At 66.0% G+C, this 15,107-nt stretch carries 14 protein-coding genes; 10 read left to right on the forward strand and 4 right to left on the reverse strand.

Annotated elements, in window-relative coordinates:
- Positions 1 to 47: 47 nt before the first annotated feature.
- Positions 48 to 4,073: a murein biosynthesis integral membrane protein MurJ gene (locus J6U32_RS02445; RefSeq protein WP_208793406.1), complete on the forward strand. Its 4,026-nt coding sequence runs from the start codon at positions 48 to 50 to the stop codon at positions 4,071 to 4,073.
- On the opposite strand, the gene J6U32_RS02450 is transcribed toward J6U32_RS02445, so the two are convergent.
- A complete protein-coding gene (locus J6U32_RS02450) occupies positions 4,057 to 4,998 on the reverse strand; it encodes a sterol desaturase family protein (protein ID WP_208793407.1) in 942 nt (313 codons plus the stop codon). The genes J6U32_RS02445 and J6U32_RS02450 overlap by 17 nt on opposite strands.
- Positions 4,999 to 5,250: 252 nt before the next feature.
- Between J6U32_RS02450 and J6U32_RS02455 the strand changes: the two genes are divergently transcribed.
- The 3 genes from J6U32_RS02455 (at position 5,251) to J6U32_RS02465 (ending at position 7,022) form a co-directional block, all read left to right on the forward strand.
- The gene (locus J6U32_RS02455) at positions 5,251 to 5,838 is read left to right on the forward strand and encodes a TetR/AcrR family transcriptional regulator (RefSeq protein ID WP_208795920.1); all 588 of its coding nucleotides are present in this window, start codon (positions 5,251 to 5,253) and stop codon (positions 5,836 to 5,838) included.
- A gap of 61 nt (positions 5,839 to 5,899) precedes the next feature.
- Complete coding sequence (locus tag J6U32_RS02460) at positions 5,900 to 6,328, forward strand: PPOX class F420-dependent oxidoreductase (RefSeq protein ID WP_208793408.1); 429 nt, start codon at positions 5,900 to 5,902, stop codon at positions 6,326 to 6,328.
- A 277-nt stretch (positions 6,329 to 6,605) separates the two neighbouring features.
- Positions 6,606 to 7,022: a histone-like nucleoid-structuring protein Lsr2 gene (locus tag J6U32_RS02465; RefSeq protein WP_425324165.1), complete on the forward strand. Its 417-nt coding sequence runs from the start codon at positions 6,606 to 6,608 to the stop codon at positions 7,020 to 7,022.
- Between the two features lie 102 nt (positions 7,023 to 7,124).
- On the opposite strand, the gene J6U32_RS02470 is transcribed toward J6U32_RS02465, so the two are convergent.
- Positions 7,125 to 7,673 carry a DUF1990 domain-containing protein gene (locus J6U32_RS02470; protein ID WP_244332509.1) on the reverse strand — a complete coding sequence of 183 codons (549 nt, stop codon included), beginning with the start codon at positions 7,671 to 7,673 and terminating at the stop codon, positions 7,125 to 7,127.
- Positions 7,674 to 7,903: 230 nt separating this feature from the next.
- On the opposite strand from J6U32_RS02470, the gene J6U32_RS02475 reads away from it, so the two are divergent.
- From J6U32_RS02475 to J6U32_RS02500, 6 genes are all read left to right on the forward strand, one after another.
- On the forward strand, positions 7,904 to 8,122 hold the full coding sequence (locus tag J6U32_RS02475) for a hypothetical protein (protein WP_208793410.1): 219 nt from the start codon (positions 7,904 to 7,906) through the stop codon (positions 8,120 to 8,122).
- A gap of 324 nt (positions 8,123 to 8,446) precedes the next feature.
- Positions 8,447 to 9,040 (forward strand): RNA polymerase sigma factor SigM, encoded by a 594-nt coding sequence (gene sigM, locus J6U32_RS02480; protein ID WP_208793411.1) that lies wholly within the window; start codon positions 8,447 to 8,449, stop codon positions 9,038 to 9,040.
- A gap of 205 nt (positions 9,041 to 9,245) precedes the next feature.
- Positions 9,246 to 10,004 carry a hypothetical protein gene (locus J6U32_RS02485; RefSeq protein ID WP_208793412.1) on the forward strand — a complete coding sequence of 253 codons (759 nt, stop codon included), beginning with the start codon at positions 9,246 to 9,248 and terminating at the stop codon, positions 10,002 to 10,004.
- A gap of 165 nt (positions 10,005 to 10,169) precedes the next feature.
- Complete coding sequence (trxB, locus tag J6U32_RS02490; protein WP_208793413.1) at positions 10,170 to 11,165, forward strand: thioredoxin-disulfide reductase; 996 nt, start codon at positions 10,170 to 10,172, stop codon at positions 11,163 to 11,165.
- A 70-nt stretch (positions 11,166 to 11,235) separates the two neighbouring features.
- Positions 11,236 to 11,574, forward strand: coding sequence for a thioredoxin (trxA, locus tag J6U32_RS02495; protein WP_208793414.1), 339 nt, complete (start codon positions 11,236 to 11,238; stop codon positions 11,572 to 11,574).
- Between the two features lie 210 nt (positions 11,575 to 11,784).
- Positions 11,785 to 12,945: an N-acetylmuramoyl-L-alanine amidase gene (locus J6U32_RS02500; protein WP_208793415.1), complete on the forward strand. Its 1,161-nt coding sequence runs from the start codon at positions 11,785 to 11,787 to the stop codon at positions 12,943 to 12,945.
- A 58-nt stretch (positions 12,946 to 13,003) separates the two neighbouring features.
- On the opposite strand, the gene J6U32_RS02505 is transcribed toward J6U32_RS02500, so the two are convergent.
- A complete protein-coding gene (locus tag J6U32_RS02505) occupies positions 13,004 to 13,837 on the reverse strand; it encodes a hypothetical protein (protein ID WP_208793416.1) in 834 nt (277 codons plus the stop codon).
- A gap of 164 nt (positions 13,838 to 14,001) precedes the next feature.
- Complete coding sequence (locus tag J6U32_RS02510) at positions 14,002 to 15,093, reverse strand: ParB/RepB/Spo0J family partition protein (RefSeq protein WP_208793417.1); 1,092 nt, start codon at positions 15,091 to 15,093, stop codon at positions 14,002 to 14,004.
- Between the last annotated feature and the right edge of the window lie 14 nt (positions 15,094 to 15,107).

Below are 15,107 nucleotides of genomic sequence, written 5' to 3' on the forward strand. Positions count from 1 at the left end.
AGCGTCAAGGCGACGATCGGCAAGGCGACGACGGACGAGGCAGGCGAATGAGCGAACGAGGACCGGGCGACCCACCGCGTCGCGCCGCACCCCGTCGCATTCCCCCCACCCCGGAACGGCAGACCCCCGACCGCCAGAACCCCCCCCGTCGGACCCAGTTCCGACAGGGACCCCTCCGCCCGAACGAGCCCCGCCCGAACCAACCCCGGCCACAGGGCGAGCCCACACGTCGGGGTCCCGCGCGATCGGGACCACCGCCGCTGGCCGGCCCGCTCGCCGACGCCCCGCCACTCTCGGGAGCACCCGTCGCCCCCGAGACGCGACGCGTGAGCGCGGGCCGCGCCCCGGCATCCACCCCGACCCCGACGCTCGAACGCAACTCCCGCGCCGAGGAAACCCGGCCGGAGGACGCCCCGTCCGACGACTCCGCCACCGGACTGGCACGCGACTCCGACTCGAGCATCCTGCGGACCAGCGGGTCCATCGCGATCGCCACCCTGGCCAGTCGCATCACCGGATTCGTCCGGACCGTGCTCATCCTGGCCCTGCTCGGCGCCTCGGTGGCATCGGCCTTCCAGGCGGCCGACGTCCTGCCGAACATGATCGCCGAGATCCTGCTCGGCGCGGTCCTCACCGCCATCGTCATCCCGCTGCTGGCCCGCGCCGAAGCCGAGGACCCCGACGGCGGCGCGTCGTTCATCAACAAGATCTTCACGCTGACCGTCGTCGTACTGGGCATCGGCACGATCGCCGCGATCGCCGCGGCACCCCTGCTGACCAGCCTCAACATCGACAACGCGCAACTGCGCCCACTGGCGACCGGGCTGGCCTACTTCCTGCTCATCGAGATCCTCTTCTATGGTCTGACCGCACTGTTCACCGCGATCCTGAATCTGCGGGGCTATTTCAAGCCCGGCGCGTGGGCGCCGGTCCTCAACAACGTCATCCAGATCAGCGCACTCGTCGCGTACTGGCTGATGCCGGGGCAGTTGACGCTCAACCCGTTCCGGATGAGCGATCCGCAATTGCTCGTCCTCGGTATCGGGTGCGCGATGGGCGTGGTGTTGCAGGCGCTGGTGCTGTTGCCGTATCTGCGTCGCGCCGGTATCCGGCTCCGCATCGAGTGGGGACTCGACGCGCGCCTGCGCAAGTTCGGCAACATGGCGCTGGCGATCGTCTCCTACGTGGCGATCCTGCAGGTCGGTCTCATCGTCACCTATCGCATCGCGTCGGCCGCCACCGAGACCGGCATCAGCGTCTACGTCACGCACTGGCAGCTGTTGCAGCTGCCCTACGGTGTGCTCGGGGTGACGATCCTGACCGCGATCATGCCGCGGCTCTCGCGCAATGCCGCCGGCGACGACACCAAGGCCGTCGTCGACGACATGTCGCTGGCCACCCGGCTCACGATGGTCGCGTTGGTGCCCGTCGTCGCCTACATGACCTTCTTCGGTCCGGCCATCGGTGTCGCGGTGTTCAACTTCGGCCGCTTCGACGCCCATGTGGCCACGCAGTTGGGTTCGACGCTCGCCTGGGGTGCCTTCACGCTCATCCCGTATGCGATGACCCTGGTGCAGTTGCGAGTGTTCTACGCCCGGGAGGACGCCTGGACGCCGACCTTCATGGTCCTGGGTATCACCATCGTCAAGATCGCCGCGTCCTATCTCGGCCCGGTGCTGTTCTCCGATCCCGACCTCGTGGTGCGCTGGCTGGCACTGTCCAACGGTCTGGGCTATCTCGTCGGCGCGATCGTCGGACATTATCTGTTGCGCAGCCGATTGCGCGCCGACGCCCGCGATCCGCGTGACGCCCGGCTGACCAACGTCACCCGCACGACGGTGGTGACGCTTGCGATCTCCGTCGGCAGCGCCCTCGCGGTGTGGTTGATCGCCGAGATCTCCGGCCTGCATCTGGCGACACAGCACGGCAAGATCGGGTCGATCGCCTATCTGCTGCTGACCGCGATCGTGGTGCTCGGCGTGATCTATGCGGGCCTGGCGGCGGCCGGTCTTCCCGACGTGGTGTCCGTCCTGATGTCGGTGCGACGCGTGGCCGGTCGGTTCATCCCGGCACTTGCGCCGAACGGCGAACCGCAACAACAACCATCGGCAACGATCACGGTTCAGTTTCCGCGGGTCACCAGCGACGAGTCGCTACCGTACTCTGGTCAGGTACAGGTCGTTCGACGGTTCGATCGCGGTTCCGCGACGTGGCAGTCGTATGCGGTGCACACCGGTGGCGCCGCGGGCGGCGCCGGTGTGGCGCCGTGGACCCCGCCCCAACGACCCCCGGATATGCGCTATCGGAGGAGAGGAGTTCGCCGCGTGAACGAGAGCGGAATCGACGCCACACCGGAATCCCCGATCAGTCCGGCAGAGCCCGCTGCCGCGTCGGCTTCCGCTACCTCCTCGGCTTCGGAAAGGCCAGTCGCACAGCCGAATTCGACCGTTGGCTCGGGTGGCGCCCAGCCGTCCGACGCGGTCCGCGCCACTCCCGTGGACCCCGATCGCGCCGAACCGATCCGCCCGGCGCGTCGTCGCGGACCCCGCCTCGTGCCCGGCGCCGCGGTCGCCGGCGGCCGGTACCGCCTGCTCGAACATCACGGTGGCACACGGGGTCTGCAGTTCTGGAAGGCCCAGGACATCAACCTCGACCGCGAGGTCGGGCTGACCTTCGTCGACGCCGAACAGCTCGCACCCCCTCCGGACAAGGGAGCGCCGAGCAGAGCCGGCGACACCGGACCGCAGGCCGTGCTCACCCGGACGTTGCGTCTCGGCCAAATCAGCTCGTCGGGCGTCGCCCGCGTGCTCGACGTGGTCCGCGGTTCCTCGGGCGGCATCGTTGTGGCCGAATGGGTTCAGGGTTCCTCGCTGTCGGAGGTCGCCGCCACGCATCCGTCACCGATCGGTGCCGCACGTGCGGTCCGCGCGCTGGCCGCCGCGGCCGAGGCCGCACACCGCTCCGGCGGCGCGCTGTCCATCGACCATCCGGATCGCATCCGTATCTCCGCCGAGGGCAATGCGGTACTCGCCTTCCCGGGCACCCTTGCCGGCGACGACGCCACCTCCGACGTCCGCGGGCTCGGAGCGGTGCTCTACGCACTGCTGCTGCAGCGGTGGCCGCTCGATGGCGCCACCGGTTCCGAGCTGGTGACCACCATCGACACGACCACCCCGGTGGGTGGTCTGGCGATCGCCTCGCCCGCCGCCGACGGTGAGGGTCCCGTAGAACCACGCGAGGTCGACCCGGAGATCCCGTTCGAGATCTCTGCCGTCGCCGCCCGCGCCTTGTCGGGTAGTCGTGGAATCCGTACTGCCGCAACGGTTCAGCACGTTCTGGATCAGGCCACCGTCGTCGACCTCAAGACCGACATGATCCCCGCGCTCGGTGACTCCGACGAGCCACCGGTGTCGATCGGTGGGTCGGGTCGGATCGGGTCCGACGAGCCCGCGCGCAGCAACCGGACCGTCGCGCTGCTCGTCGGCGCGGCTCTGCTCGTACTGTTCGTGGTCATCGCCCTGGTGGTGTGGCTGACCGGTGTCTTCGGCGGGGGTGACCAACAGACCGACATCAACAAGTTCCTGTCGTCGACCACGTCGGCGCCTGCACCGGCACCCGGCGCCGCTGCGCCCGCTGGTGGACCGATCACGCTGCGCTCGGCGACCCTCGTCGACTATTCCGGACAGTCCGGTGACAATCCCGACCTGGCCCGTAACGTGATCTCCGGAGCCGGATCCGGTTGGCGCAGCGACACCTACCGCACCGCCGACTTCGGCAGCCTCAAGCAGGGACTCGGCCTGATGCTGGATCTCGGATCGCCGCAGGCGGTCAAGGCCGTCTCGATCACCACCACCACCCCGGGATTCGCGGTATCGCTACGCGGCGCGCAGAGCGCCGACGCCACCCTGGCCCAGACGACCCAGCTCGCCCAGGGCACCGTCGATCAGCCCGACACCACGCTGTCGATCGCCAACCCCACACAGTCGCGGTATCTGCTGGTGTGGGTCACCTCGCTGCCCGGCACGGGGGGCAGCTATCAGGTGCAGATCTCCAAGATCAGCGCGACGAGCTGACCGCGCCGCTCGCCGATGGGGCGTCCCCGTTCGTAGGACTCCATCCGGGTGGTCCGAAGATGTAGCCGAGCTTGGCCCGCCATCCCGCCGCCGCCCGCACGTCACGGGCGATGGAGACGTACTCATGTGTCTGCAGCGTCCAGATGTTGTAGGTGCCAACAGGTTTGGTGAGTCCATAGTGCGGCCGATGTGCCTCGGCGCGAAACGACCCGAACATCCGGTCCCACAGGATGAAGACGCCGGCATAGTTGCGGTCGAGGTATTCCGGGTCGCTACCGTGATGCACCCGATGGTGCGACGGGGTGTTGAAGACGAATTCGACGGGCCGCCACATGCGGTCGATGTGTTCGGTGTGAATCCAGAACTGGTACACCAGATTAACGCCATAGCAGGCGAACACCACCGCCGGCGGGATACCCAGGAACGGCAACGGTAGCCACATCACCAGCGCCGCACTGATATTCCACTTCTGCCGCAGCGCGGTCGCGAAGTTGAAGTACTCGCTCGAGTGGTGGGCCTGATGGGTCGCCCACACCAATCGGACCCGGTGGGAGATGCGGTGATTCCAGTAGTAGAGAACGTCGACGGCGACGAATCCGATCACCCACGTGTACCAGGCGCCGATCGGCAACTGCCACGGTGCGACGTAGACGAAGATCGCCGTGTAGACCAGCAGCCCCGCGAGCTTCCACACTGCGCTCGTGGCTATGGACACCAGTCCCATCGAGATGCTGGCCCGCGCGTCACGCTTCTCGTAGGCACCGACCGACGCCCGACGCTCGGCGGCGGGCCCGGTGTCCTCGGCATCGGTGGCCCGGTCCTCGAGCTTCCAGGCCGCGATCCATTCCAGCACCAGCAGCGCCAAGAAGAACGGGATCGCGAGCACCGTCGGCTCATGCATCGGGTCGGGGAGTAGGTCGAGCACGGCGTCGGTCTCCGGTGATCGTCGATTTATCTGACACGGCGCCGTGTCAGATCTGTGTGTGACACGGTAGCGTGTCAGATGACGGGTTGTCCACGGTGCCGTCAGATCGCGCACGCCGAAAGGGGAGAAGCAGTGCCGTCCCAGCAGCAGCGCTCCTCGGTGAACCCCGAGTCCGCGGAGGGACGCCGGTACGGGGGCGCAGAAGCCGAGGAACGCCGCGCACGCCGGCGACATGCCTTCATCGACGCCGGTTTGCAGTTGTTCGGGGAGCTCGGCTACCCCGCGGTGACCGTCAAACGGCTCTGCGACGAGGCCGGTCTGACCCAGCGCTACTTCTACGAGTCGTTCGCCGACCGGCCCGCGTTGCTGATCGCGGTCTACGAGCACTGCGTCGAGGTCACCCGAGCCGCAACCGTGGGTGCCGCCGCGGGGTATCTGCTCGATCCGGCCGGCGTCGCACCCGGCGCGGTGCGCGCAGCCGCCCGTGACACCCTCGGGGCGTTCCTCGCAACGCTGACCGGTGATCCGCGACGCGCACGGGTGATGCTCGTCGAGGTCGTCGGGGTGGATCCGGCGGTCGAATCGACGCGGCTACGAGCCATCCACGATTGGGCGAATCTCATTCTCGCGCTGTCGATGGGGGAGCGCGAGGTGTCGGCGGCGCAACGCCTCGCCGCGGTCGGACTCGTCGGCGCGGTCACGCAATTGCTCGTCGATTGGTATTTCACGAATGTCGCGCCCGATCCCGTGGATATCGGCGCCGAACCCACCGACCTCGACGTCATGCTCGAGGTCTGTGTCGATATGTTCGGTGCCACCTACGATCAGCTGATGCGCTGAGGTTCGGTCGCAGGACTCCCAGGACCAAGTATTTCCTCGGATCGTCGGCCATGATGGGGTCATGGCACATACCGAACTCGACGACCGGGTTGTCGCATTTCTCACCGAAGGCACTCGCACCGGAAAGGTGGCATTCGTCTCCGCATCCGGACGAGCGCTCGTCGCGCCCATCTGGTTCATCGTGGATAACGGTGTCCTTGTGTTCAATACCGGCGCCGACACCGCAAAAGGGCGTGCGCTCAGTCGCGATCGGCGCCTGACAATACTCGTCGACGACGAGCGCCCGCCCTTCTCCTTCGTCCAGGTCCAGGGCACTGCGGAGATCGGTGAGGATCCGGAGGATCTCCTCGATACCGCAACGCGTATCGCCGCCCGATATATGGGGCCGGACCTCGCCGAGGCATATGGCAAGCGCAACGCGGTGCCCGGCGAGCTCGTCGTCCGCGTCACGCCCACCAAGGTGAACGCGGTATTCGACATCGCCGACTGATCGGGAGTCCGAATCTCCCGGACCCGTCATTCGGTAGGGCACGACCTGGTCGACAATTCTCTGCCCTTGCGGGCGGAATACGAGCGGACTTCCATTTTCTGCTCACCGTCTCAGAGTTTTCTCAATCTGTTGCACAGCAACGTGATTGGAATATTCCGAGTTATTTGCGAGTTGCCTTACCGCCGGGCTGAGGTGCCCATAGACGTCGCCGCCGCCATCTGAGGACGGCGTGCCGGTGGCGTCCGTCGGCATCCCTCCACGCGGCCACCGCACACATATGCGACGTGCGGACCACGGCGTACGTTATTCTCGTGGCGTGGCTAAAAGACAAGTTGTGTCGTTCATAGATGATCTCGACGGCCGTGAACTCGATATCGACGATGCTCACACCATTTCGTGGTCGTGGTCGGGTGTCGACTACCAGATCGATGTGTCGTCGGCGAATCTCGACAAGATCGAGAACGGTCGGGTGCCGGTCGCCAAACTTCTCGAGGTGTCGACCCGGGTCGGTGGCCGTAAGCAGTCGACCGCGCCGAAGGTCAGTACCCCCGCGGCGAGCTCGGAATCCTCGTCGAGTTCAGCACGTCCGTCCACCAAGGTGATTCGCGAGTGGGCGCAGGAAGCGGGTTATGAGGTGCCGCTGCGTGGCCGACTCCCGAAGGAAATCCTCGAGGCTTACGACGCGGCAAACTGACCTGCACCCCAAATCCCCCGATTATCGAACTGACCCGGTACCCGATTCGCGACGTCGACCGACGTCGGGGTACCGGGTCATTTCTTGCTCCGATGGATGCGGTCACGCCTGTAATGCGCGACCGTATCTCCGGGTGATCGCATCCTGCAGCACGCCGGCAACAGGTCGGCCGAGCCTGGCCATGAGAGTGGCCGGCCTCGAAAAGGCGTTGATCGACAACTGAACCGACTCGTCAGAGGTCAGACGCAGTTCGAATCGTTCCTCACCCATTTCGGGGTGACCGGGCAGCGTCCCATACGTGAACCCGGCCACGTTCTCACCGGACTCCACCGCGACGATCGCCACGGGCGCCCGCACCGCGGTTACCCTCCCGATCCGTAAGGCCAATATCGCCACCGCATCGTCGGTGACGGTGGGATGCGACGAGGCGACCGCGATATTCGCGCGCAATTGGATCTGCCAGGACATCATGGCCTCGCGAGCCACCTCGAAATGATCTCGGCCGCTGCCCAGTTGCGTCCGCAGACGGACGTGTCGATAGCCGGTGGGTGTCACTCCGGTCGTCGCGCCGACTTCCGAATAAGTGAGTTCCGCGGCGCGCAGCCGTCGTACTTCGACATCGTCGAGGAGGCGCAGGCAAGCGTGGGACACCTCCTGACTGTAGCCGCGAACGGTGTGAAAGCGCTGGCGCACAGCGATTTCCGAAAAGCGCGCGCACTTGGCGTGGACGCCGCACGGTCACTCCGTGACCGGGTTGGGCGTGGTGATCTTGCTCACGCCTGTAAAAATGTAGTAGTGAAGTCCGCCTATGTGATACTAAATCCCAATCGGAGCGCATGATCGAGCAACGGGCTTTGGTCTGCACTCTGGGGGGAGCACAAATGCGGACTTTCTTTCTCTACCGTCACGTGGACGTATCCGGGGTGACCGGTACCGGTGTGGTCGCCGAGGGCGTGGAATTCACCGACGGAAGCGTCGCGATCCACGGGGTGGCCGCCGAACACCGCTCGACCGCGGTGTGGGACGGGATCGCCGACGTCGAGGCCGTCCATGGTCATGACGGTGCGTCAACGATTCAGTGGACGACATCGTCCCGGTAGCCATCTCGGGTGAGTCTCCGTCTCGACCGCTTGGGCTGCGCCGCAGGCACTCCCGTCGGTTGTGCACCAGGTGAATCAACTCGAGGACACCGCCCTCGATGACACCGCCCACGGTGTTGCATTCGGTCACGGGGACCGATGAACCAGGCGAGCGGGGCGAGATCTGCTACTCGATCGATCCGCGCCGGCGTGTGGGAATCGTCGGCAAGTAGAAATCGATACCATCGCCGCGGTTGAGCCAGGTCTCCCCACCGCTGTGCGGGTTGTCCACAAGCACCGCATTACGACTATCCCGGCACACGCGCGCCCACTACGCTCGATCCCATGTCCGGGGGGACCCACTCGCCACACGGCGACACACGCAGCGACGAGCAACTGCTCGCTGCGCACACCCATGGCGATCCCACCGCCTTCACCACACTCATCACCCGGCACCACACCTACCTGTGGAATGTCGCCCTACGCACCACCCGAAACCCCGACGATGCCGCCGACGCCCTGCAAGAGGCACTGCTGTCGGCTCACCGCACCGCAGGTTCCTTTCGCGCCGAGGCACGCGTATCGAGCTGGTTGCATCGCATCGTGGTCAATGCGTCGCTGGATCGGTTGCGGCGCAACGCAGCTCGCCGCACGGTGCCGCTACCGGAGTTCGACACGGCGGTGCTCACCGATCACACCGACGACTATCAGCGCGTCGACCTGACCGAGACGATCTCTCGAGCGCTCGATGAGCTGCCGTCCGGTCAGCGGGCGGCGGTCCTCGCACTCGACGTCGAGGGGTACTCCATCTCGGAGGCGGCACAATTACTCGGCGTGCCCGAGGGCACGATCAAGAGTCGGAGCTCACGGGGACGGCTGCGCCTGGCCAAGCTGCTCGGGCATCTGCGTCACGAGTCACTGCAGGACGGGTCGGAGTGAGACCGGCCGTGAACATTGCTGCGAACGCAGTGGAACCCCCGGAGGTCCTGCTGCGTCCAATACTTCATGGGTCCCATCACCACCGGGTTCCCACCGGGCACGGGCTCGCCGCACCGGCCGGTGACGATTCGATCGGGGAGAACGACATGATCTTCGCGTCCCACGACGCGACGCAGGCAAGCGACACGACACGAGCGGAGCGCCGATGACCGACGACCACGCGCGCTCTGCAGACACACCACGCTTTCCGGATCCTCCCTATTCCGTGGATCTGCTGTCCGATCTCGATGCCGGCGTGCTCGAGCCCGATGTTGCCGCACACATCCGTTCCCGGCTCGCCGACGACCCCGGCGCTCGAGAGGTCCTCGCGGCACTGGAGAGTCTGCGCACCGATCTGCGCGACCTCCCGGTACCCCGGGAACCCGTGCCCGAGTGGGTCGACGCGCGCACGCAGCAGACGCTCGCCCGAATCGCCGCCGAGGTCGGTGGCGGAAGTGACGTCACACCACTCGCGCGTCGACGGCCGCTGCGCTCGGCCCCACAGGCGGTGGCGCTGCTCTCGGTCGCCGCAGCGGTCCTGGTTGCCGTCATCGTGGGGGTCGTCCTGGTGAGCCACTCGGCCCGTCCCGACGCCCCCTCGAACCGTGTGCAGGCCGACGGCACCCCCGCGAGTTCGTCCGTTGCGTCCGGCGCAGCGGGTGCAGCTGCGGCGCTGTCGGTGCTCGGCCGAACCGACGGTGCACCATTCGCCTCGATGGCCGCGCTACGCCGGTGCACTGCGGCCAATGGTGTCTCCGCCGACACCCCGGTACTAGGGTCCGGGCCGGTGACCATCAACGGCGTCGGACAGGTGGTGATCCTGCTGGGTACCGGGAGCGCCGGCCGATTCCTGGCCCTCGTCGTCGGCCCCGAGTGTGATTCGGACAATCCGGCCACGATCTCCCGCACGATCATCGGGGGATGAGCCTGGCGAGATGACCTCGGTATATCGTTCGTCAACCATGCGGCGCAATCCCCGGATCGTGCGTCGTGGGGCCGACACGTCGGGGAACATGTCCGCATACCCTTGTGTTGAATGCCAGGTACGCGCCGCTCACCGAGCCGGCGCGTCGATGACACGGAGGACGAATTGACCCAGTCAGACAACCAGCAGATCCACGAGCTGATCATCGTCGGATCCGGGCCTGCCGGTTACACCGCGGCGGTGTATGCGGCTCGCGCCGAACTCGCCCCGCTCGTCTTCGAGGGAACACAGTTCGGCGGCGCTCTGATGACGACCACCGAGGTGGAGAACTTCCCGGGCTTCCAGAACGGCATCCAGGGTCCGGCGCTGATGGACGAGATGCGCGAACAGGCGATCCGCTTCGGCGCCGATCTCCGCATGGAGGACGTCGACGAACTCCGGCTCGACGGCGAGATCAAGGAGGTCGTGGCCTCCGGTGAGACCCACCGCGCTCGCGCGGTCATCCTCGCGATGGGTGCCGCCGCGCGGTACCTCGGTATCGAAGGCGAGCAGGAGTTGCTCGGGCGCGGCGTCTCGGCGTGCGCGACCTGCGACGGCTTCTTCTTCAAGGACCAGGACATCGCGGTCATCGGCGGCGGTGACTCGGCGATGGAGGAGGCCACATTCCTCACCAAGTTCGCACGCTCGGTGACGCTGATCCACCGCCGAGAGGAATTCCGGGCCTCGCGCATCATGCTCGACCGCGCCCGCAACAACGACAAGATCCGCTTCGTCACCAATTCGGCGGTCAAGTCCGTCATCGGCGACGGGTCGGTCACGGGCCTCGAACTGATCGACACCCGTAGCGGTGACACCCAGACCGTCGACGTGACCGGCATGTTCGTCGCCATCGGTCACGACCCGCGTAGCGAACTCGTTCGCGGGCAGGTCGACCTCGATTCGGACGGGTACGTCCAGGTCCAGGGCCGGACCACCTACACGTCGCTGCCCGGGGTGTTCGCGGCGGGCGACCTCGTCGACCACACCTATCGGCAGGCCATCACCGCAGCGGGCAGCGGATGCTCGGCGGCGATCGACGCCGAGCGGTGGCTGGCCGAACAGGGCGACATCGACCCCACACCCGTCGAGGCCGACGTGCTGGTCGTCGACGCGCACAGCTGATCGGCCGCACTCACCACCTCGGTGTGCGAACCCTCATACATACCCGGACTCATCACAGGAGGAAATCACCATGGGAGCAAATACCGTCGCCGTCACCGACGCCACGTTCAAGGACGCCGTACTCGGCTCCGACAAGCCGGTGCTCGTCGACTTCTGGGCCACCTGGTGCGGACCGTGCCGCATGGTGGCGCCGGTCCTCGAAGAGATCGCCGACGCACACGGCGACAAGCTGACCGTCGCGAAGCTCGACGTCGATGCGAACCCGGCGACCGCCCGTGACTTCCAGATCATGTCGATCCCGACGCTGATCCTGTTCGAGGACGGAAAGCCCACCAAGACCATCGTCGGCGCAAAGGGCAAGGCCGCATTGCTGCGTGAGCTCGATTCGGTGGTCGGCACCAACGCCTGACACCGATCAGATGGCGTATGACAGGTATCGTCACCGACGTTCCCGCTGGTGACGGTGCCTGTCGCTACATTGTGACCTGATCCGGTTTGGCCCACATCGGCCGAACTGAAAGAATGCTCGTGGTTCTGCCGAGTGCGTTTCCGTGAGTACCGGCGTCGAATCGCGATCCGCACGGACACTGACTGTTCGTCGCGACCAAGGAGTCTGAAGATGCCACAATTCCGACTGGGTGATCAGGGCTCGGCAGTCGCCGAAATCCGTTCGATCCTCGCCGGACAAGGTCTCCTCAGCACTTCTCACGGCCGGCACGCCGCCGAGGCCGACACGCAGGGTGACACTTTCGACGCCGACACCGACCAGGCTGTGCGCGCTTTCCAGCAGCAGCGCGGCCTCATCGTGGACGGCATCGTGGGACCCGCCACGTACCGCGCCCTGCGCGAGGCCTCTTATCAGCTCGGTGCACGGGTTCTCGCGTTCCGGTTCTCCGCGCCGATGGTCGGCGACGACGTCGCTCAGCTACAGAACCGCCTACAGAATCTCGGCTATTACACTGCGCTGGTCGACGGGGTCTTCGGCGAAACCACCCACAACGCGGTCTGCCTCTACCAGAGCGAATACGGGCTCTTCGCCGACGGAATCTGCGGTCCCGCCACCCTTCGTTCTCTCGAACGCCTCGGCACCCGGGTGACCGGCGGATCGCCGCTCGCCATCCGCGAAGAAGAGCACGTTCGTCGTTCGGGTCCCCGACTGTCCGGCAAGCGCATTGTGATCGATCCGGGATCCGGTGGGCTGCACGACCTTTCGACCGGTGATCTCGCCGACACCGAGAGTCGCCTGCTGTGGGATCTCGCTGCCCGCCTCGAGGGGCGGATGGCGGCCGCAGGCATGGAGACCTTTTTGTCACATGACGGCAAAGGACGGCCCACCGACGAGGAACGCGCCCGGGTCGCGAATATGATCGACGCCGACGTCATGATCTCGCTGAGAGTCGGGCACTACCCGAACCCGGCGGCAAACGGCGTGGCCGCCTTCTACTTCGGCAACAGTCACGGGTCCTTCTCCACGATCGGGCGCAACCTGGCCGGCTTCGTCCAACGCGAGGTCGCCGCGCGCACCCCGTTGACCGATTGCCGCACTCACGAACGCACGTGGGAATTGCTGCGACTCACCAGAATGCCGGTCATCATCCTCGACGTCGGATACATCACCAATCCGGACGATGCTCGGGTCCTCGAGGACGCCGATTACCGCAACGTCATCGCGGAGGCCATCCTCGTCGCGGTCAAGCGACTCTATCTGCTCGGCGACGACGATCGCCCGACCGGGACCTACACCTTCGCGGATCTTCTTGCCGCCGAAGAGATCTCCTGATACGTCGCGGTAAATCACCGCGGCACTTGGCTTTTCGCGGCGGTCTCGAGCCTAGAGTCTAGAGTCGCCGGCCAACCGGGGCGAAGGTGCGTTCCCTCCCCGTCATGTCGATCGCCGCCATCACCACCAGTTTCTCCAGAGCTCCCTCGACCTCCGACTTCCACCCCAAGCCTTCGTCGAGTTCCAACCGCAGGCGGGGGAAGCGGGCATGGGACGCAACGACGTCGAATCCCGAGGCTTTCAAAAAGGCGGCGTCGAGAAGACATCGAGTGCACAGGTCGGGCTGCGGGTTATCGAGAATCTCACGTGCGACGCTGACGATCTCTTCGTCCGACCATTCACTGATGTCGCGCATCCCCGGAGTCGCGTCAGGCGTCGGGTTCCGTCGCGCAGTGTCACCGCGGACCAATCCGAATGCCTCGACCGCGCGAACACCGCGACGCATGAGGTCGACGAGCACCGCATCGAGTAGGGGAGTGGCCACCTCTTCGTAACCGGGCTCCACCTGGATGGAGGTGAGGAGGATGGCGTCCGCGCTCACCGGCGACGTCGGGAACAGTCGAGATCGCGGAACACGACCGGGCGGGGCATAGAACGCCGTGCCGACGATCACCCCGGTTGCCGGATCGGTGGCGAGCTGCCCGCACGCTCCCCACTCCAGGAGTACCGAGGAGATCCACGCTTCCTTGTCGAACTCGCTCTCGAAGGGAGCGCGCGCCACACTGCGACCCATGATCTCGCCGCGACCCTCAGCTCCGGCAGGCCCCACCGACTCGGGCCGATCCAGCGGGCCGGCCATACTGGGTTCGACTTCCCAGAACACGCACCGACGCGCATGCGGAGGTAGTGACTCGAACGACTCGAGAGTCAGCCGCGAGACCACCGGTTCCATGTCAGCTCATCCGTCCCATTGCCACACTGCCGTCGGAAAACGCAGAAAATTCGAAACCACTTGTGCTGTAACGAGATTCGATGCTCATCGATGAGCGTTCACGTTGTTGCGTCACAGTGACGTTACTCCCGAGGGTGGTTGGTCGTGGAAAATCGTCGGCGAAATCACTTACCCGGATCGATCACTCCGACGATTCGTTGAAGGTCGTCCACCGAACCGAATTCGACGACGATCTTGCCTTTTCGCTTACCCAAGCTGACCGTCACACGTGTGTCCAGTCGATCCGACAGGCGTTCGGCAAGGTCTTGGAGGCCCGGCATCTGCATCGGTTTGCGCTTGGTGGTCGGCGAGGGCGTCGCCGATCCGCCGTCGCGGTTCTCGAGGGTGACCGCTTCTTCGGTTGCGCGCACCGACAGTCCCTCGGCCACGATGCGCGCCGCCAACGCTTCCTGAGCGTCGCTTCCCGTCTCCAGGGACAACAGGGCGCGAGCATGTCCGGCCGACAGAACCCCGGCCGCGACGCGTCTCTGGACCGGAATGGGTAGCTTCAGCAGCCGAATCATGTTGGTGATCACCGGTCGCGAGCGGCCGAGTCGGGCGGCCAACTCCTCGTGTGTCACGTCGAACTCTTCGAGAAGCTGTTGATACGCGGCCGCCTCTTCGAGCGGATTCAACTGCGCGCGGTGAATGTTCTCCAGAAGTGCGTCTCGGAGCATGTCACCATCGGGCGTCTCCCGAACGATCGCCGGGATCGCATCGAGGCCGGCCTCTTGGCTGGCTCGCCACCGACGTTCACCCATGACGATCTGGAACTCGACACCGTCAGTGGTGGGTGCGGGCAACTTGCGAACCACGATCGGCTGCATGAGGCCGAACTCGCGGATCGAGTGAATCAGCTCGTTGAGCGCATCCTCGTCGAAGACGGTTCGCGGCTGATGCGGGTTGGGCTGGATGAGCTTCGGTGGGATCTCTCGGTACACCGCGCCTACTTCGTCGGGTGTACCGATCGGAGCCGGGGGAGCGGATGCGCCCCGCGTGCCGGCACCGTTGCCTGTCGCCGCAGCGCTCTGCGCGCCCGGCGTGCGAACCGACGACGCTGCCGAACCCCCACCATTTCCGGTGCCGATCACGACGTCTGCAGCAGCAGCTCCGAGTTTCGGAGCGGTCGGATCCTCGTCGGTGGGACCGGTCGGGATCAACGCCGCCAAACCGCGGCCGAGTCCACCACGTCGGTGTGCGGTCTCTTTCTGACTCACTGGATTCCTCTCGG

Origin of the sequence: Gordonia polyisoprenivorans (assembly GCF_017654315.1) — a bacterium.
GTDB classification, from domain to species: domain Bacteria; phylum Actinomycetota; class Actinomycetes; order Mycobacteriales; family Mycobacteriaceae; genus Gordonia; species Gordonia polyisoprenivorans_A.